At 66.6% G+C, this 17,694-nt stretch carries 18 protein-coding genes; 10 read left to right on the top strand and 8 right to left on the bottom strand.

Annotated features, from left to right (window positions below; genetic code table 11):
• Positions 1-397: CbtA family protein (locus tag CH295_RS13395; RefSeq protein ID WP_141217016.1), on the top strand; the 397-nt coding region annotated here is incomplete at its 5' end.
• A gap of 210 nt (positions 398-607) precedes the next feature.
• Here CH295_RS13395 and CH295_RS13390 read toward each other — a convergent pair.
• Positions 608-1,168, bottom strand: a complete 561-nt coding sequence (locus CH295_RS13390) for a gluconokinase (protein WP_037190692.1) — start codon at positions 1,166-1,168, stop codon at positions 608-610.
• Between the two features lie 80 nt (positions 1,169-1,248).
• Here CH295_RS13390 and CH295_RS13385 point away from each other — a divergent pair, with 80 nt between their 5' ends.
• Both CH295_RS13385 and otsB read left to right on the top strand, forming a co-directional pair.
• A complete protein-coding gene (locus CH295_RS13385; protein ID WP_037190693.1) occupies positions 1,249-1,992 on the top strand; it encodes a FadR/GntR family transcriptional regulator in 744 nt (247 codons plus the stop codon).
• 59 nt (positions 1,993-2,051) lie between these two features.
• Entirely contained in the window at positions 2,052-4,604 is a 2,553-nt protein-coding gene (otsB, locus tag CH295_RS13380) for a trehalose-phosphatase (protein ID WP_094740971.1), read from the top strand.
• 173 nt (positions 4,605-4,777) lie between these two features.
• On the opposite strand, the gene CH295_RS13375 is transcribed toward otsB, so the two are convergent.
• Complete coding sequence (locus tag CH295_RS13375) at positions 4,778-5,884, bottom strand: LacI family DNA-binding transcriptional regulator (RefSeq protein ID WP_037195065.1); 1,107 nt, start codon at positions 5,882-5,884, stop codon at positions 4,778-4,780.
• Positions 5,885-6,025: 141 nt separating this feature from the next.
• Here CH295_RS13375 and CH295_RS13370 point away from each other — a divergent pair, with 141 nt between their 5' ends.
• From CH295_RS13370 to CH295_RS13345, 6 genes are read left to right on the top strand one after another with little or no spacing between them, the layout of a single operon-like run.
• The gene (locus CH295_RS13370; RefSeq protein ID WP_094740970.1) at positions 6,026-7,045 is read left to right on the top strand and encodes a metal ABC transporter solute-binding protein, Zn/Mn family; all 1,020 of its coding nucleotides are present in this window, start codon (positions 6,026-6,028) and stop codon (positions 7,043-7,045) included.
• Positions 7,046-7,093: 48 nt separating this feature from the next.
• Positions 7,094-7,927, top strand: coding sequence for a metal ABC transporter ATP-binding protein (locus tag CH295_RS13365; protein WP_037195064.1), 834 nt, complete (start codon positions 7,094-7,096; stop codon positions 7,925-7,927).
• Positions 7,924-8,802 (top strand): metal ABC transporter permease, encoded by an 879-nt coding sequence (locus tag CH295_RS13360; RefSeq protein ID WP_037195063.1) that lies wholly within the window; start codon positions 7,924-7,926, stop codon positions 8,800-8,802. Before CH295_RS13365 ends, CH295_RS13360 begins: the two co-directional genes overlap by 4 nt.
• Before the next feature lie 10 nt (positions 8,803-8,812).
• Positions 8,813-9,568 (top strand): LamB/YcsF family protein, encoded by a 756-nt coding sequence (locus CH295_RS13355; protein WP_502694494.1) that lies wholly within the window; start codon positions 8,813-8,815, stop codon positions 9,566-9,568.
• Positions 9,568-10,170: a 5-oxoprolinase subunit PxpB gene (gene pxpB, locus CH295_RS13350; RefSeq protein WP_094740968.1), complete on the top strand. Its 603-nt coding sequence runs from the start codon at positions 9,568-9,570 to the stop codon at positions 10,168-10,170. The genes CH295_RS13355 and pxpB overlap by 1 nt, the downstream gene beginning before the upstream one ends.
• Positions 10,167-11,021: a 5-oxoprolinase subunit C family protein gene (locus tag CH295_RS13345; protein WP_094740967.1), complete on the top strand. Its 855-nt coding sequence runs from the start codon at positions 10,167-10,169 to the stop codon at positions 11,019-11,021. The genes pxpB and CH295_RS13345 overlap by 4 nt, the downstream gene beginning before the upstream one ends.
• On the opposite strand, the gene CH295_RS13340 is transcribed toward CH295_RS13345, so the two are convergent.
• Both CH295_RS13340 and shiA read right to left on the bottom strand, forming a co-directional pair.
• On the bottom strand, positions 11,011-11,847 hold the full coding sequence (locus tag CH295_RS13340) for a shikimate dehydrogenase family protein (RefSeq protein ID WP_094740966.1): 837 nt from the start codon (positions 11,845-11,847) through the stop codon (positions 11,011-11,013). The genes CH295_RS13345 and CH295_RS13340 overlap by 11 nt on opposite strands.
• Complete coding sequence (gene shiA / locus CH295_RS13335; RefSeq protein WP_037195059.1) at positions 11,844-13,211, bottom strand: shikimate transporter; 1,368 nt, start codon at positions 13,209-13,211, stop codon at positions 11,844-11,846. The genes CH295_RS13340 and shiA overlap by 4 nt, the downstream gene beginning before the upstream one ends.
• 144 nt (positions 13,212-13,355) lie before the next feature.
• Here shiA and CH295_RS13330 point away from each other — a divergent pair, with 144 nt between their 5' ends.
• Positions 13,356-14,129: an IclR family transcriptional regulator domain-containing protein gene (locus CH295_RS13330; RefSeq protein ID WP_094740965.1), complete on the top strand. Its 774-nt coding sequence runs from the start codon at positions 13,356-13,358 to the stop codon at positions 14,127-14,129.
• Positions 14,130-14,132: 3 nt separating this feature from the next.
• Here the strand turns inward: CH295_RS13330 and rlmB are convergent, their stop codons facing one another.
• From rlmB to ispD, 4 genes are read right to left on the bottom strand one after another with little or no spacing between them, the layout of a single operon-like run.
• Positions 14,133-15,116, bottom strand: a complete 984-nt coding sequence (rlmB, locus tag CH295_RS13325) for a 23S rRNA (guanosine(2251)-2'-O)-methyltransferase RlmB (protein ID WP_037195058.1) — start codon at positions 15,114-15,116, stop codon at positions 14,133-14,135.
• Positions 15,116-16,531, bottom strand: a complete 1,416-nt coding sequence (cysS, locus tag CH295_RS13320; RefSeq protein ID WP_094740964.1) for a cysteine--tRNA ligase — start codon at positions 16,529-16,531, stop codon at positions 15,116-15,118. Before cysS ends, rlmB begins: the two co-directional genes overlap by 1 nt.
• Before the next feature lie 23 nt (positions 16,532-16,554).
• The gene (gene ispF / locus CH295_RS13315; protein ID WP_094740963.1) at positions 16,555-17,019 is read right to left on the bottom strand and encodes a 2-C-methyl-D-erythritol 2,4-cyclodiphosphate synthase; all 465 of its coding nucleotides are present in this window, start codon (positions 17,017-17,019) and stop codon (positions 16,555-16,557) included.
• Positions 17,016-17,693, bottom strand: a complete 678-nt coding sequence (ispD, locus tag CH295_RS13310; protein WP_094632522.1) for a 2-C-methyl-D-erythritol 4-phosphate cytidylyltransferase — start codon at positions 17,691-17,693, stop codon at positions 17,016-17,018. The genes ispF and ispD overlap by 4 nt, the downstream gene beginning before the upstream one ends.
• Position 17,694: the final 1 nt, after the last annotated feature.

Below are 17,694 nucleotides of genomic sequence, written 5' to 3'. Positions count from 1 at the left end.
AGCAGTCCCGTTCTTCAAGTACCCGGCGAACCCGCCGGCCGTCGGAGATCCCGAGACCATCACCCAGCGCACCTGGCTGTGGTTGGCGACGGTGATTCTGGGGCTGCTGGCCGTCGCGGTCGGGATCTACGTGGCGAAGGCAGTGGCGTCGCAGACTTCGGTGGCAGTCCGTGTCGGCGCGCCGACGGCGGCGTTCCTGGTGATCGTCGGCATCGGTTATGCACTGTTGCCCACTGTCGACGAGGTCGGCGCGGACTTCCCGGCAACCCTGCTCTGGGAATTCCGACTGTCGTCCCTGGCCACCCAAGCGACCCTGTGGCTCGCGCTGGGATTGGCGTTCGCGTTCCTCACCGATCGCGCAGTGCGCCCTGTCCGCCGTGAGGCTGTCGCGGCGTAACCCCAGCGCCGCGTCAATGGACCATTGCACCGCCGAGACGTGTGCACAGTGCCATTGACGCGGTGCGGTCTGCCCGGATCGGCCGGGGTGAATGGGCCATTGCACCGTCGAGACGTGTGCAATGGTCCATTCACGCGTCCGGGCGGGGTGAACCTGACAAGGCGGCCGATGGCAGTCGCTGCAGGGCGACCTGTGCCCCAGTCGGTCTTCTCAGTGACTTTCCGACATTCCCGCCCGCTTCTCGAGTTCGAGCAGAATCTGCTCGGCGATCTTGGTCGGGGGTGGACCGATGTCGACGACGATGGAGTTCTCGTCCTCACCCAGCGGTTCCAGGGTCGAGATCTGCGTATCGAGCAGCGAGGACGGCATGAAGTGGTCCATCCGAGCGTTGAGCCGACCGCTGATCCGATCCTTGGTTCCGGCCAGATGCACGAAGATCACCTCCGAGCCCTCCCTCGACCCAGCAGCGAGCACGTCCCGATACGTCCGCTTGAGTGCCGAACACGTCACGATTCCCGATCGGCCCGTGGTGGTGTGATCGGTGATCCACTCGGCGATGATGTCGAGCCACGGCCACCGGTCCTCGTCGGTCAACGGCTGACCCGACGCCATCTTCGCCACGTTGGCGTCCGGATGCAGGTCATCGCCCTCTTGCAGGTCCCATTTCAATGCTCCGGCGAGGATGCCCGCCACCGTCGATTTACCCGATCCGGACACTCCCATCACCACGAGAACCGGATGATGTGCTCTGCCTGTCGTCTGTGCTGCCATCCCTCGATACTGCTCCATCACGCCCGCGCGGATCGGACAGACGCGAGAAACCGGGCGACCCGTGGGACGATCGACCGGACATGAGCGAGACCAGCGACTTCCGCCAGCTTCACGATTCGGTGCTCGACGAGCTCGGTCGCGACATCGTGAGCGGCGCGATCCCGAGCGGGACCCGAATCTCGGCCGACGACGTCGCCGTGCGGTTCACCGTGTCACGGACCGTCGTCCGGGAAGTGGTCCGCGTCCTGGAATCGCTTGGGTTGCTCACCGTGCGTCGACGCGTGGGGATCACCGTGCAGGGCTCGCAGAACTGGAACTCCCTGGACCCGGTGGTCATCCGCTGGCAACTGGCCGGGCCCGCCCGCGCCGAGCAGTTACTGTTGCTCAGCGAGTTACGTTCGGGCATCGAGCCTTTGGCAGCCAAGCTCGCCGCACATCGAGCAACGCCCGAGCAATGCGGCGCACTGACGGCCGCCGTCATCGGAATGTCGTCGACGTCCCGGGCCGCGGACTCCGACGCCTACCTCGAACACGACAGCAACTTCCATCGCACGTTGCTGGCGGCCTCGGGCAACCCGATGTTGCGGTCGATGTCCGACATCGTGGTGGAGGTGCTCGCCGGCCGCACCCGCCACGCACTGATGTCGCGGCAGGCCGACCCGGAGGCGATCCGACTGCACGGCGTGGTCGCGTCGTCGATCCAATCCGGCGACGCAGACGGCGCGCAGCGAGCCATGTTGGCCATCGTCACCAAGTCCGCGGCCTCGATGTCGGCGGCCTCCGGTGTGACTCCGTCGCCCGGTCTGGTCCCCGACCAGCAGTGATGCGTCGAGCGCACAAAGCCAGGTACGCCGAGGCGGGGTTCATCGCCTAGATTCGACGGGTGACTGCTCTCGAATTGCCGCTCGAACTTCGCCGCGCACTCGTCGGAGTAGCTCGGACTCCGCGTCTGCTCGTCGCGTCCGATTACGACGGCACCATGGCACCGATCGTCTCCGACCCACAGAAGGCCTTCCCTCACCCCGAGTCGGTCAGCGCCATGCGCGGGCTCGCTTCCCTGGCCGGCACCAACGCCGCCGTCATCTCCGGACGTGCCCTCCGCGATCTCGCGATCCTCTCCCGGCTGCCGTCCGAGGTACAGCTGGTGGGCAGCCACGGCAGTGAGTTCGACGCCGGATTCATCAACGCCATCGACGAGAACGCCAAGAAGCTCCTCACCGTCATCACCGGAGAACTCCAGGCCATCGCCGACGCCCATCCCGGCGTCAGCATCGAGACCAAGCCGGCCAGCGTCGCGCTGCACGTCCGCAACGCCGAGACCACCGCCGGTGACGAAGCGCTCGCAGCAGTGCGATCCGGCGCGGCCGCACGGGACGGCGTTCAGGTCACCGAGGGCAAGTCCGTCATCGAACTGGCAGTCATCGTCACCGACAAGGGCGTCGCCCTCGACATTCTTCGGCACCAGGAAGCCGCTACTGCCGCAGTCTTTTTCGGCGACGACGTCACCGACGAGAAGGCCTTCGGACACCTGCACGGGCCGGACATCGGCGTCAAGATCGGACCGGGAGACACCCTCGCGGAGTTCCGCATCGACAGCACCGAGCACGTCGCGCTCGCCCTGGCATTCCTCCTCGAAGAGCGCCGGCAGTGGCTTTCGGGAGCCGACGCCCCGCGCATCGAACGACTGACGATGCTCGCCAGCCCCAATGCCGTTGCGCTGCTGACCCCCGACGCCGACGTCACCTGGCTGTGTCACCCCGAGCCCGATTCCGCAGCCGTGTTCGCGCACCTGCTCGGCGGCGATCAGGCCGGCCACTTCAGCGTCGGACCCACCCGCGCATCACTTCCACTGAGTCAGCAGTACGTGGACGGCACGATGACGGTGCAGACCAAATGGGCCAGCTTGCAGGTCACCGATTACCTGCCGCACGACATCGGCCAGGGCCAGACCGCGCTGACGCGAGTCATCACCGGCAAGGCAACCGCTGTGGTGACCTTCGCACCGCGTCCGGAATTCGGAAAGGCGTGGGCCTCGATCGAACCCGATGTCGACGGCCTGCGCATCGTCGGTACGGCAGATCCGATGGTGCTGCGCAGCCCCGGCGTCACCTGGAACATCGTCTCCGACGGATCCCAGCAGACGGCACACGCGGAGGTCGATCCGTCCGACGGACCGATCGTTCTCGAATTGCGGCTCGGCACAAACGATCTGAGTCAGCACCCATGGGACGAGGTGGAGCGTCGCCGCGCATCGGAGGCGTACTGGAAGGACTGGGCCGACGGCCTGGACCTGCCTCCACTCAAGCGCGATCTGATGAAGCGATCCGCACTGACTCTCCGTGGACTCGTGCACGCCGAGTCCGGCTCGATCATGGCCGCGGCCACCACGTCACTGCCCGAGGACATCGGCGGAGTCCGTAACTGGGACTACCGCTACTGCTGGCTGCGCGACGCCGCACTCACCGCAGCCGCGCTGGTCGACGTCGGATCGACGGCCGAGGCCGAGAACTACCTCTCCTGGATTCACGGGGTACTCGAATCGGTCTCCGGCCCCGAGCGTCTGCACCCGCTCTACACCATCTGGGGTCTCGGACTTCCGCCCGAGGCCGTCATCGACGAGCTGCCCGGCTACGCCGGCTCGCGTCCGGTGCGCGTGGGAAATGCTGCCAATCAACAGGTTCAGCTCGACGTCTTCGGCCCCATCGTCGAACTGGTGTCCGCTCTCGCCCACGCACGCAAGGCGAAGGGGTCCGAGAACGGTCTCTCCGACGACGACTGGGAACTCGTCCGCGCCATGGTCGAAGCCGTCGAACGTCGCTGGTTCGAGCCCGACCACGGCATCTGGGAAATCCGCGACAACCCCCGTCATCATGTCTACTCCAAGGTGATGGGCTGGATCACCGTCGATCGGGCCATCCGTCTGGCCGAAACCTTCGGTCGCACAACAGAACCCGCCTGGGCGGCTCTGCGCGAGACCATCCGCGAGGAAGTGCTCGCCAACGGCTGGAACGAGGAGGTGCAGTCCTTCACCGCCGCCTACGACGGCACCGACCTCGACGCCGCGACGTTGTTCATCGGACTGTCCGGCCTGATCGACCCGGCAGACCCACGCTTCGCGGCCACCGTCACCGCCACCGAAGCCGAACTACGCAGCGGCTCCACCGTCTACCGCTACCGCCACGACGACGGACTCCCCGGCGGCGAGGGCGGCTTCCATCTCTGCGCGGCCTGGCTCGTGGAGGCATACCTCCTCGTGGGACAACGCGCCGAAGCCGAAGCACTGTTCGCTCAACTCGTCAGCGCCGCAGGCCCCACCGGACTACTCAGTGAGGAATACGACCCCATCGCCGAACGATCGCTCGGCAACCATCCGCAGGCCTACAGTCACCTGGGCCTGCTGCGTTGCGCGAGATTGCTCAGCGCTCAGCCTGCCTGACCCCGCCCCGGCTCCGGCTCCGGCTCCGCGTCAATGGACCACTGCATACGTCTGAGCCCTGCAATGGTTCATTCACCCACTGGGGTCTGCTGCGTGAATGGCACATTGCATACGTCTGAGCCGTGCAGTGGTCCATTGACGCGAACGGGGCGGGCGGCTCAGCTCAGCTCAGCTCAGGCGATAGCGGGCGGCTGTTTCGGCGGCGGTCCTGCGGTTCGGCCGCGGAAGAGTTCGGTCGGCAGGGTTTCGGCGGCGACGATGCCCGAGTGCGAGGACGAGAGCACCAGTTTGCCTGCTCGACGGCCTTTTTCTTCGGCGTCCTGGCGCACGGTGGTGAGGTTCTCGCGGATGGCGTCGGAGATGCCGTCGAATCCGGTGACCGAGAGTTGGCCCGGCACATCGATTCCGGAGACCCTCGCGAAGTTGAGTGCGCCGAGAGCGATGACGTCGGTGGTGCAGAGCAGGGCGGTGGTTTCGCGGTTCGCCTGGAGTGCTTGGGCTGCCGCGGAGTGTCCGGAGCGGACGGTGTGGTCGAAGCGTTCGACGACGGTGAGGATGTCGGGGTCGAGTCCGGCGTCGATCATGGCTGCTTGGACGCCGGCGATGCGTTCGCGTTGGACGTGGAAGTGGCTGTCCGCCAACCGTCCCGGGGGTACGACGCCATCGCGGCGGTCGCGTCCGAGCCTCATGCACAGCACCGCGAGGTGCTCGTGTCCCTGCGAGATCAGATGTGCGGCAAGCATTTTCATCGCGCCACGGTCGTCGATGGCGACGAGGGCCGCTTCGGGGATATTGCGGGGTTGGTCGCAGACGACGATCGGTAGGTGGCGTTCGCGAACGGCCGCGAGGTACGGGTCGTCGTCGGCGACGGAGTAGACGACGAAGCCGTCGACTCCTGCTTGTTGGACGACGGCTGCGGCTTGCACGTCGTCGCGTTCGGCTCCGGCGGGGATGAGCAGTAGGCCCTGTCCGGCGGCTTCGCAGGATTCGGCGAGTCCGGCGAGGAAGCTCATCGCGGCCGGGTCGCGGAAGGAGTAGCTCAGAGCTTCGGTGAGAAGCAGCCCGATGGCACCGGCCTTACGGGTGCGCAGCGATCGAGCGACCGGGTCGGGGCCTGCATATCCCCGACGCTTGGCGGCCTGAAGGACGCGTTCGCGGAGTTCAGGGGAGAGCTGATCGGGTCGGTTGTAGGCGTTCGAGACGGTGGTGCGCGAAACCTTCAGTTCGGCAGCGATCGACGCCAACGTCGCCTGACGTCGCGGTTCGCTTGACCTGACCATAACCGGGACGTTAGTCCCACTACGCACCGCGAAGAAACTCGAGGTCGTCTTCGTCCGATTCGAACAAAGGCCCGTCGAACGCTAGAGTACAACGGTAACGGTTTCCATTAGCGTCAAGCCTTGCCCTTCAGGAGTACATCGATGTCGTCCATCCGTCGCGCGTCCCGGACCAAACTCACGGCCGCACTCGGCCTGACCTGCGCCGCAGCCCTCACGCTCAGCGCATGCAGCTCCACCGACTCCGCGAGCATCGAGTCCGCCCCGGCCACCCCTGTCGACGGACCGATCACGATCGTCGCGTCCACCAACGTCTGGGGAAGCGTCGCCGAAGCGGTGGCAGGCGATCTGGCGACAGTGACCTCGCTCATCTCCGATCCCTCCGCGGACCCGCACTCCTACGAGGCGAGCCCCGCCGACGCAGCCGCCGTCGCCGAGGCGTCGCTCGTGGTCTACAACGGCGGCGGCTACGACCAGTTCATCGAGGACATCCTCGGTTCCGAGGGCAAGGACGTGCCGTCGGTCGATGCCTTCACGCTGCTGGACGAGAGCCACGATCACGACTCCGAGCCCGCCTCCGGCGAAGCGACGCCGGAAGCAGAGGCAACGGACGGTGACGGCCATTCGCACGGCGAGGTCAACGAACACGTCTGGTACGACGCCGAGGTGGCAGCGCACACCGCCGAGGAGATCGCCGACAAGCTCGGCCAGCTCGATCCCGACAACGCTGCGCAGTACACCGCCAACGCCGAGACCTTCCACGAGCAGGTGCACGGCATCACCGACGTGACGGCGAAGATCGCCGCCGACCACCCGAACGCACCGGTTGCGCAGACCGAGCCGATCGCGCACTACCTCATCGAGGAGTCCGAGCTCGACGATCGCACCCCCGAGGATTTCAAGAACTCCATCGAGGAGGGCAACGACCCGTCTCCGGCATCGATCGCTGCAACACGTGATCTGTTCACCTCGAAGTCCGTCCGCGCGCTGGTCTACAACATCCAGACCGAAGACGCCGTGACGCAGGACATTCGCTCCACCAGCGAGGCCGCGGGCATCCCCGTCGTCGAGGTCACCGAAACTCTGCCCGCCGGGATGACGTACATCGAGTGGCAGACCAAGGCAGCGACGGATCTGCAGGCCGCCCTCGCAACCGCCCCTTGAGCCGATCCGACTCCTGATCTCGGACCTGCTGATGGAAAGCTGTAGTACATGCCTGCTGTAGAACTGCGCGATGCCGGACTGGCGTTCGGCGAGCGCACGCTGTGGCAGAACCTGGATCTGGCGGTCGAGAAGGGCGAGTTCGTCGCCGTTCTCGGCCCCAACGGGTCGGGCAAGACGTCTCTGCTCAAGGTGCTGCTCGGCCAGAATCACCTCACGTCCGGCACAGCCGCGATCGACGGCCATCCCGTCCGCCGCGGCCAGTCGGGCGTCGGCTACGTGCCCCAGCAACGCAACATCGACGACGATCTCCCCCTGCGCGGACGCGATCTCGTCGGCCTCGGCTGGGACGGCCACAAATGGGGCATGGGCCTCCGCGGCATGCGACAGCGCAAGGAGACGGTGCAGCGCGCGATCGATCAGGTCGACGCCAACTCCTTCGCGGGCGCACCCGTCGGCTCGATGTCCGGCGGTGAGCAGCAGCGACTGCGCATCGCCCAGGCACTCGTCGGCGATCCGTCGGTGTTGCTGTGCGACGAGCCTCTGCTCAGCCTCGACCTCGCCAACCAATCACTCGTCTCGAGCCTCATCGATCGCCGACGGCGTGAGCACGACACGGCAGTGCTGTTCGTGACGCACGAGATCAACCCGATCCTGCCGCTCGTCGACCGCATCGTCTACATCGTCGACGGCCGGTTCCGCATCGGGACTCCCGAGGAGGTCATGACCACCGAGGTGCTCTCCGAGCTGTACGGCACCGAGGTCGAGGTCCTGAAGGTTCGCGGCCGGCTCGTCGTGGTCGGAACCGGCGACTCGATCGATGCGCTCGGCTCGGCAGGCGCACACCACCCACCCGTGCCGCACGACAGAGAAGACAAGGCATGAACGAGAAAGTTCTCGACGCATTCTCGAAGATGCTCGACTTCGACACCACAGCCAATCTGCTGACCTACGACTTCGTCCAGCAGGCGCTGCTCGCCGCCGCGATCCTCGGATTGCTCGCCGGTGCACTCGGTCCGCTGATCGTCAGCCGCCAGTGGGCGTTCGCGGTGCACGGATCGAGTGAACTCTCGCTCACCGGTGCGTCCGCCGCGCTGCTCGTCGGCATCACCGTCGGCCTCGGAGCCATCGTGGGGTCCGTGGTCGCGGCGGTGATGTTCGCCCTGCTCGGAAGCAAGGCCCGCGACCGCGACTCGGTCATCGGCGTCATCATGTCCTTCGGCCTCGGCCTGTCGGTGTTGTTCATCTGGCTCTACCCCGGCCGAACCGGAACCAGCTTCTCACTGCTCATCGGCCAGATCGTCGGCGTCGGGCAGAGCGGCATCCAGTTGCTGCTGGTGTGCGCGGTTCTGGTGTTGATCGTCCTCACCGTGGTCTATCGGCCGCTGCTGTTCGCCAGCACCGACCCCGAGGTCGCGCTGGCCCGCGGCGTCCCCGTCCGCGCACTCTCGGTGGTCTTCGCCGTGCTCGTCGGCGTCGCGTGTGCGCTCGGCGTTCAGATCGTCGGAGCCCTGCTGGTGCTCTCGCTGCTCATCACCCCGGCCGCGGCCGCCGCGCGGGTGACGGCCAGCCCGCTCAAGGCGACACTGCTGTCCATCCTGTTCGCCGAGATCGCCGCCGTCGGAGGCATCCTGCTCTCCCTCGCCCCCGGTCTGCCGGTCTCGACGTTCGTCACCACCATCTCCTTCGTCATCTATCTCGTCTGCCGCGGCATCGGGGCAACCCGCAAGGCGAACTCCGGACGGCTCGTCGCCGCCTAGGATGTCGAGGGTGTCCATCGATCTCAATGCCGATCTCGGCGAAAGCTACGGCGCATGGACTCTCGGCGACGACCACGCCATGCTGACCGTGGTCTCGAGCGCCAACGTCGCGTGCGGTTTTCACGCCGGAGATCCCACCACCCTGTTGCGGACGTGCCGCGCGGCTGCGGACCGAGCCGTGCGAATCGGAGCGCAGGTGGGCTATCACGACCTCGCCGGGTTCGGCCGACGCTTTCTCGACGTCTCCCCCGCCGACCTCACCGCCGACGTGATCTATCAGATCGGCGCACTCGACGGCCTCGCTCGAGCCTCCGGTTCGGCCGTCGCCTACGTCAAACCGCACGGCGCGCTGTACAACGCGATCGTGCACCACCGCGGCCAGGCCAAGGCCGTGGTCGACGCCGTTCTCGCCTACGACCCCACACTGCCGGTGCTCGGCCTGCCCGGTTCGGTGTTCCTCGAGGAAGCCGAACGAGCCGGACTACGCACCGTCGCAGAGGCTTTCGCCGACCGCGCGTACACCCCGCAGGGAACGCTGGTGTCCCGCTCGGAACCCGGTGCCGTGCTGTCCGATCCCGACGCCGTCGCCCGGCGTGTGTTGACCATGATCACCGACGGCACGACCCTGGCTGTCGACGGCTCGCGCATCGATGTCGCGGCCGAGTCGATCTGCCTGCACGGCGACTCCCCCGGGGCGGTCGCGATGGCAACGGCCGTATCGGAACTGCTGCGCAGCAACGGCATCGCCGTGACAGCCTTCGTCTGATGCGCATTGTGCCTGCGGGCGAGAACGCAGTACTCGTCGAGTTCGACGGGCTGGACGAGACGATGGCGTATTACCGTGCGCTTTCGCTGAACACACCGGTAGGCGTCGTCGATCTGGTTCCCGCCGCTCGCACCGTACTGGTGATGTTCGACGGGCCGAAGCAGCCGGTGCTGGATTGGATCTCGGCCACCGAACCCGCAGTCACCGCGGTCGACGACCGGTCCGACACCGTGACCATCTCGGTGGTCTACGACGGCGAAGACCTCGACGAGGTTGCGCGCCTGACCGGCCTGACGACCACCGAAGTCGTTGCCGCACATACCGGCCGAGCGTGGACCGTTGCGTTCGGCGGCTTCGCGCCCGGCTTCGGCTATCTCGTCGGCACCGACACGCGGCTGCACGTTCCGCGGCGCACGTCACCGCGCACCAGCGTTCCGGCCGGTTCGGTGGGGCTGGCAGGTGAGTTCTCGGGCATCTATCCGCGCTCCTCCCCTGGCGGCTGGCAGCTGATAGGACGCACCGACGCGCCCCTGTGGAACCTCGACCGCGATCCCCCCGCGCTGCTGCGACCCGGCACTGTCGTCCGATTCGAGCAGGCATGAGAGCCGTGACCGTTCTGCAGACGGGACCACTGTGCACCGTGCAGGATCGCGGTCGCCCGGGGTATGCGTCGATCGGAGTCGGCTGCTCGGGTGCCGCGGACCGGCATTCACACGATGCCGCGAACCGATTGGTGGGCAACAACTCCGACGCCGCGACCCTGGAGGTGACCTTCGGTGGCCTGAAACTACGCGCCGAGTTCGACGCCGTCGTGGCGGTCACCGGGGCACACGTGATCTGCCGCGTGGACGGTGCCGTGCAGGGGTTGCATTCGACGCTCGTGGTCCGAGCCGGACAGGAACTGGAATTGTCCACGCCGACATGGGGTCTGCGTAGCTACGTCGCCGTGCGAGGCGGGATCGACGTTCCCACCGTCCTCGGCAGTCGGTCGACGGACACGATGTCCGGCCTCGGGCCCGCAGCACTCTCCTCCGGCACCGTATTGGCCGTCGGCGACGACAGCGGCCGTTGGCCCGCAGCGGAGTTCGTACCGCCGCCATCGATCCGAGCCACACTGCATGTCACGTTCGGGCCGCGCGAGAACTGGTTCACCGAGCGCGCCCGATCGCTTCTGCTCGAACAGTCGTGGACCGTTACGCAGGATTCGGATCGCGTCGGCATCAGGCTGGACGGTGCCGAACCCCTGGACCGAGCCGTCGACAGCGAATTGGCCAGCGAAGGAATGGTTCTCGGCGCTCTGCAGGTTCCGCCGTCGGGGCAGCCGGTGCTGTTTCTCGCCGACCACCCCGTCACGGGCGGCTATCCGGTGATCGCCGTCGTCACTGCAGTGGACGTGTCCGCCGCTGCGCAGCTCACCCCCGGAACACCGATACGGTTTCGCGCTATCGGTTGATTCCGGCCGCAGCCGGGCAGATCTCCCGAATGCTGCGCCGCAGTGCATCGGACATGCGTTCGGGTAGTCCGAGCGGGCGGACCATGGCGTCGGCCTGATGGAACAGGTGCGTCCATCCGTCGATGAGTTCGATTCCGCGGTCCGCTGCATAGGACTCGACGGCATTGAGTGTGTCGGCATAGACGAAGTCGTACACCGTGGCCCCCGCCGCCAGTTCTCCTGCTCCCCAGGCCAGCTGATCCTCCGAGCCGTCGCGGCCGATCGGCGTCGCGTTGATCACCAGGTCGTAGGAGTCCAGATTCACTGCCCGATCCGACCAGTCGACAACCGAGGCCGATCCGTCGTACCCGTCGAGCTCGGCGACGAGTCCTGCCGCCGAGCGCCTGTCGACGTCCGAGACCACCAGTCTGTCGATGCGGCCCTGCAACGCGAAGGCGGCGGCATGCGCGGCTCCACCGGCTCCGAGCAGAAGTGCCGAGCCGAAGGTGCGTCCCGAGGTGGCCGCTCGAACCGCCGCGATGTCGGTGTTCATGGCGAACAGGGCTCCCGCACGCAGGAACAGCAGGTTGGCCACCCCCGAGATCGATACATCCGGGTCGACCTCGTCGGCAACCGTTGCAGCCCAGTGCTTCCAGGGCATCGTCACGTTCGCAGCATCGGTACGGCCGCCCCGCAGGGCATTCTCGACATCGGGGAGGTCGGCGACGTCGGCGACCTCCCAGGCGTCGTAGCGGGAAGGCACGTCGGCTATCTCGAACGCACGCGTCCACAGCGCGGGTGACATCGCGGTGGACGCGTGCGAACCGACCAGGGTCAGTGAGGTCATACCGACTTCGAGACACGCTCTGCAACAACGGCTTCTGCTGCAGGGGCGGCCTGATCGGAGATGGAGGTGACATCGGAGGAGCCCATGTTCTTCATCAGTGCCGCGACCACGGCCGAGATGATGCACCCCAGGGCCAGGTACGCCGCGACGTAATGCCAGGAGCCGTCGTTCCAGCTGACCAGCGCTGCTGCGATGAACGGGGTGAAGCCGCCGGCGATCGCGCTGGCGACCTGATATCCCACACCGGCTCCGCTGTAGCGCAGTTCGGGGCCGAACATCTCGGTGAACAGGGGCTGCTGCACCGAGACCACCATGTCGTGCGAGACGTTGACCAGGATGACGGCGAGGATCACGATGGCGACCACCGACGCTGCCTGCAGGGAGAGGAAGAACGGTACGGCTGCCAGTGCGCCGACGACGGCACCGGTGACGAAGATCGGCTTGCGGCCGAAGCGGTCGGCGATCGCGGCGTAGGTCGGGATGCTCAGGATGCCGATGGCACCGACCAGCAGCGCGACGTTGAGCATGAACTGACGCTCGTAGCCCAGTTCGTTGACGGTGTAGCTCAGGGCGAACGTGGTGACGATGTACATGGTGAACAGCTCTGCCATGCGCAGCGCGATGATCTTGAGGAACGAGCCGGGGTGCTCGGTGATCGCCTGGATGACCGGCAGCTTCTTCTTCTCGCCGCTCTCCTCGACTGCCTGCTCGAACACGGGTGATTCCTCGACACCGGATCGGATCCACAGGCCGAACAGCACGAGCACCGCGCTGGCCAGGAACGGGACGCGCCAGCCCCAGCTGGTGAATGCGTCGTCGCTGAGCAGGTTGCTCATGATGGTGACCGCGCCGGTGGCGAGGATGAGTCCGACGGAGTAGCCGACCTGGACGCCACTGCTGTAGAACGCCTTCTTCTTCGCCGGCGCGCTCTCGACGGCCATCAGAGATGCTCCGCCCCATTCGCCGCCGACGGCGAAGCCCTGGATCGCACGCAGCAGCACCAGGAGCAGCGGCGCGAACCAGCCGATCGACTCGAAGTTGGGAACCAGGCCGATCAACGCGGTTGCGACGCCCATCAACAGCATCGTCCAGATCAGCATGCGCTTGCGTCCGAGACGGTCGCCGTAGTGCCCGAAGAAGATGCCGCCCAGAGGACGGAAGAGGAAGCCGACGCCGAAGGTGGCGAACGCCGCCATCACGCCGACTGCGGGCGAGACGCTGGGAAAGAATTGGGAGTTGAACACCAGCGCGGCGATGATGCCGTACAGCAGGAAGTCGTACCACTCGACCACGGCACCGACGAAGCTGCCGATGGCAGCCTTCCGTGCTCTGGATCCGTCCGCGACTGCGACGTCAACGTTCACTTGTCGGCCCTTCGATTTTGTGCGTATAGCGCACAGTTGTTTGTTATTCGCACAACTGTAGCCAGATGCGGCCGTTGTGGTCAAGACCACAAGCAGTGGACGGTGTGATGCAGCGCGAACAGAACGATGAGGCAGACTCGAACCATGACGGCCGAGATCGCACCCGACGACCAACGCCCCACCTGGTTCGTGCAGTCACTCGAACGCGGCCTGAACGTGCTCCAGTGCTTCGACGACGCGCATCCGGCCCGCACGCTCACCGAGGTCGCCGAGGCCGTCGGAGTCACCAGAGCCACGGCCCGCCGACTGTTGCTGACCCTGGCAGAGCTGGGATTCGTCCGTCAGGACGGCCGTCAGTTCACCCTCACCCCACGAGTGATGAATCTGGGCTTCTCGTTCCTGTCCGGAATGGACCTGCCGCGCCTGGCCGAACCCCACATCGAAGCGCTGGCACGACAATTGGGCGAAACGACCTCGGTGGCCATCCTCGACGGGTTCGACATCGTCTATGTCGCGCGCGTTCCGTCGTCGCGGATGTTGCGGGTCGTCATCACGCTGGGCACTCGATTCCCCGCGCACGCAACATCATCGGGTCGAGTGCTGCTCGCAGCCCTCCCCGAGAGCGAACTCGAACGCTATTTCGCCGACGCCCCCATCGAAGCCCTGACCCCGCGCACACTGGTAGATCGAGACGCACTGCGCGCCGAGATCACTCGGGTGCGCAGCGCAGGCTGGTCCGAGGTCGTCGATGAACTCGACGTCGGAATGCGTGCTGCGGCAGTGCCTTTGCGAAACAGCAACGGCACCGTCGTGGCAGCACTGAACACGTCACTGCACGCGAGGAACTACACCCCGACCGACATGATCGATACCGTCGTCCCGGCGATGCACGACACCGCCGCCCGTATCAGAACCTAGGGTCTACCCGCGGCGTTGCCGCGCGATGTCGGCCAACACGACGCCCGCAGCCACGGAGGCATTGAGCGACTCGACCGGCCCGGCCATCGGGATCGACAGGATGTGATCGCAGGTCTCGCTGACCAGACGCGAGAGGCCCTTGCCCTCGGATCCGACGACGATGACGACCGGACCCTTACCGTCGAAGGTGTCGAGTTCGGTGTCGCCACCGGCATCGAGGCCGACGACGGTGACTCCCTTGGACTGCCAATCCTTGAGCGTACGAGTGAGATTGACTGCTCGGGCGATGGGCAGGCGAGCGGCGGCACCGGCGCTGGTACGCCACGCCACCGCGGACACGCTGGCGCTGCGCCGCTGCGGGATCACGACGCCATGGCCGCCGAAGGCAGCGACCGATCGCACGACGGCACCGAGGTTGCGTGGGTCGGTGATGTTGTCGAGCGCGACGAGCAGTGCGGGTTCCTGGTGCGTGCGCGCGTTCGAGATCAGGTCGTCGGGGTGCGCGTAGCGGTACGGCGGGACCTGCAAGGCCAGGCCCTGGTGCAGTCCGTTGGCGCTGAGCTTGTCCAGATCCGAACGGGGAACTTCGAGGATGGAGATCCGCGCATCGCCTGCGCGCTGCACGGCTTCCTTGAGCCGATCGTCGCTGTCGGTACCGACGGCGACCCACAGTGCGGTGGCGGGCACGCCTGCACGCAGGCACTCGACGACCGGGTTGCGACCGAGCACCACTTCGGGACCGTCTTCGGCCTTGCGGCCTGCCGGTCGTCCGCCCGCGCGGCCGCCGGTGGTGGCACCGCGATTCTGCGCGGACTTCTCGGCGAGCTTGGCCCGACGCGCGGCGGGGTGCTTGGTGCGCTCGGAGGCGGGAGGCGTCGCGCCGCGGCCCTCGAGGCCCTTACGACGTTTGCCTCCGGAACCGGCGACCTGCCCCTTCTTGGTGCCGTCCTTGCGGATCGCGCCGCGCCTACTCGAATTGCCTGCCATCACAAACCTGCTTCGTCGGTCTTGCTCGTACCCAGCGACCATTCCGGCCCGTTGGGTGTATCTGTCACGTCGACTCCGGCCTTGGCCAGTCGTGTCCGTATGTCGTCTGCGGCGGCCCAGTCCTTGGTCGCCTTCGCCGTTGCTCGACGCTCCAGCTCGGCCTCGACCAGAACGCCGAGAGCGCCGAGAGCTGCTGCGTCGGAACCACTGTCGCTGATCCAGTGCGGATCGAGCGGGTCGACACCGAGGATGTCCAGCATCGCCCGCACGCTGCCCGCGTACTCCACCGCAGCCGGTAGGTCACCGGACTCGAGCGCGGTGTTGCCGAGGGTGACGGTGGCGTGAATCTCGGCCAACGCCTTGGGAACTCCGAGGTCGTCGTCGAGAGCCGCGGCGAATCCTGTGGTCCACTTGCCCATCGGTACGTCGCCGGCACGTTCGACGGCTCGTCGGACGAACCCTTCGATGCCCCGGTACGTCACGGCTGCGGTCTCGAGCGCGGTGTCGGAGTATTCCAGCATCGAGCGATAGTGCGCGCCACCGAGGTAGAACCGAAGCTCCTGCGGCCGAACCTTTTTGAGCACATTCGGTACCGACAGGACGTTGCCGAGCGACTTCGACATCTTCTCGCCGCCCATCGTCACCCAGCCGTTGTGCAGCCAGTACCGCGAGAAGCCGTCACCGGCCGCCATCGACTGGGCTCGCTCGTTCTCGTGATGCGGAAACACCAGATCGAGCCCACCGCAATGGATGTCGAAATCCGAACCGAGGTAGTTCTCTGCCATCGCCGAGCATTCGAGGTGCCAACCGGGCCGACCGGGGCCCCACGGCGTCGGCCACGACGGCTCGCCGGGCTTGGCACCCTTCCACAGCGTGAAATCGCGGGGATCGCGCTTGCCCTCGGCGACGCTCTCGCCCTGGTGCACGTCGTCGAGCTTGTGACCGGACAGCGCGCCGTAGCTCGGGAAGCTCTGCACGTCGAAGTAGACGTCGCCGCACTCGTCGGCGTAGGCGTGGCCGCGTTCGATCAGGCGCTCGATCATCCGGACCATCTGCGTGATGTGCCCGGTGGCGCGTGGCTCGGCCGATGGCGGAAGTACCCCGAGTCGGTCGTACGCCCAGGTGAAGGATCGCTCGTAGGTAGCAGCCCACTCCCACCACGGACGGCCCGCCTCGCGCGCCTTGTTGAGGATCTTGTCGTCGATGTCGGTGACGTTGCGGACGAAGGCGACGTCGTAATCGTGCGCCAGCAACCAGCGGCGCAGTACGTCGAACGCGACGCCGCTGCGCACGTGGCCGATGTGTGGTTCGCCCTGCACCGTCGCCCCACACAGGTACACCGATACATGGCCAGGGACCAAGGGGGTGAATTCCCGCAGGGCCCTCGTCTCGGTGTCGTGTAGGTGAAGGGTCACGACCAGCAATGCTACCGGTGGTTTTACCTCGCCATGACAAGTGCGGTCGCGATGGCCGCGATTCCTTCACCACGACCGGTCAGCCCGAGGCCGTCCGTGGTGGTCGCAGACACCGATACCGGCGCACCGAGCACCCGCGAGAGAACTTCCTGGGCCTCGACGCGGCGCGGTCCGATCTTGGGCCTGTTGCCGATGATCTGCACCGCGGCGTTACCGATCGAGAATCCATCCGCGTCGAGCAGCCGCTTGACCTCGGTCAACATGGCGGCTCCGCTGACCCCGTCCCATTCCGGTCGCCCCGTCCCGAACACCGATCCGAGATCGCCGAGACCTGCCGCGGACAGCAACGCGTCGCACAGAGCGTGGGAGGCGACGTCACCGTCGGAGTGTCCCTCGAGCCCGTCCGCGTCGTCGAAGAGCAATCCGGCCAGCCAACAGGGCCGACCGGGGGCGATGGGATGCACGTCGGTACCGATGCCGACTCTCATGACTCGCCTCTCGTCAGGGCCTCGGCCAGTAGCAGGTCGTGTGGCGTGGTGATCTTGAACGCGAGTGCATCGCCGACGATGGAGTGCACCGTCTCGCCGATGCGCTCGACGAGGCCCGCGTCGTCGGTGGAGATATCGGAGGTCGCGTCGTAGGCGCGTCGCAGGACGTCGGCGTCGAAGCCCTGCGGGGTCTGTACCGAGCGCAGACTCGCGCGGTCGGGGGTACCGACAACCGCACCCATGATGTCGACTTCCTTGATGGTGTCGACGACCGGGAGAACCGGGATGACGGCCGAGCGTCCGGCTCGTACCTCGGCCACAACGCGGGCGATCAGCGTCGGTGGGGTGAGTGCGCGGGCGGCGTCGTGGACGAGTACGACGGTTGCGTCGCCGACCTCAGCGAGACCGGCACGCACCGAATCGGTGCGCTCGAGCCCTCCGGCCACGACCGTGACGTCGTTGTCGACATGACGGCGGGCCGCGTCGAGCAACTCGGCCGGCACTATGACGACGATGCGATCGACGGCACCCGAGGCCCGGAGACCGTCGACGGACCGTTTCAGAAGAGAGTCGGTACCCAGACAGACGAATGCCTTCGGCTCGTCGTGTCCGAGCCGAAGGCCTTTGCCTGCAGCGGGTACCAGGGCGACCACGTCGCCGGCGGTACCGTCCACT

The sequence above is a fragment of the Rhodococcus sp. 14-2483-1-2 genome (assembly GCF_002259405.1).
In the GTDB taxonomy this organism is placed as follows: domain Bacteria; phylum Actinomycetota; class Actinomycetes; order Mycobacteriales; family Mycobacteriaceae; genus Rhodococcoides.
The sequence above is the reverse complement of the archived record's forward strand: the minus strand, read 5'-3'. Positions and strand labels throughout refer to the sequence as shown.

Excerpts from the sequence above, each read along its gene's own strand:
- rlmB (WP_037195058.1), bottom strand. The coding sequence starts at position 15,116 with ATGGCAGGCAATTCGAGTAGGCGCGGCGCGATCCGCAAGGACGGCACC.
- CH295_RS13340 (WP_094740966.1), bottom strand. The coding sequence starts at position 11,847 with ATGACCTCACTGACCCTGGTCGGTTCGCACGCGTCCACCGCGATGTCA.
- CH295_RS13385 (WP_037190693.1), top strand. The coding sequence starts at position 1,249 with ATGAGCGAGACCAGCGACTTCCGCCAGCTTCACGATTCGGTGCTCGAC.
- CH295_RS13370 (WP_094740970.1), top strand. The coding sequence starts at position 6,026 with ATGTCGTCCATCCGTCGCGCGTCCCGGACCAAACTCACGGCCGCACTC.
- CH295_RS13330 (WP_094740965.1), top strand. The coding sequence starts at position 13,356 with ATGACGGCCGAGATCGCACCCGACGACCAACGCCCCACCTGGTTCGTG.
- CH295_RS13375 (WP_037195065.1), bottom strand. The coding sequence starts at position 5,884 with ATGGTCAGGTCAAGCGAACCGCGACGTCAGGCGACGTTGGCGTCGATC.
- ispF (WP_094740963.1), bottom strand. The coding sequence starts at position 17,019 with ATGAGAGTCGGCATCGGTACCGACGTGCATCCCATCGCCCCCGGTCGG.
- pxpB (WP_094740968.1), top strand. The coding sequence starts at position 9,568 with ATGCGCATTGTGCCTGCGGGCGAGAACGCAGTACTCGTCGAGTTCGAC.
- CH295_RS13345 (WP_094740967.1), top strand. The coding sequence starts at position 10,167 with ATGAGAGCCGTGACCGTTCTGCAGACGGGACCACTGTGCACCGTGCAG.
- CH295_RS13365 (WP_037195064.1), top strand. The coding sequence starts at position 7,094 with ATGCCTGCTGTAGAACTGCGCGATGCCGGACTGGCGTTCGGCGAGCGC.
- CH295_RS13360 (WP_037195063.1), top strand. The coding sequence starts at position 7,924 with ATGAACGAGAAAGTTCTCGACGCATTCTCGAAGATGCTCGACTTCGAC.
- CH295_RS13390 (WP_037190692.1), bottom strand. The coding sequence starts at position 1,168 with ATGGCAGCACAGACGACAGGCAGAGCACATCATCCGGTTCTCGTGGTG.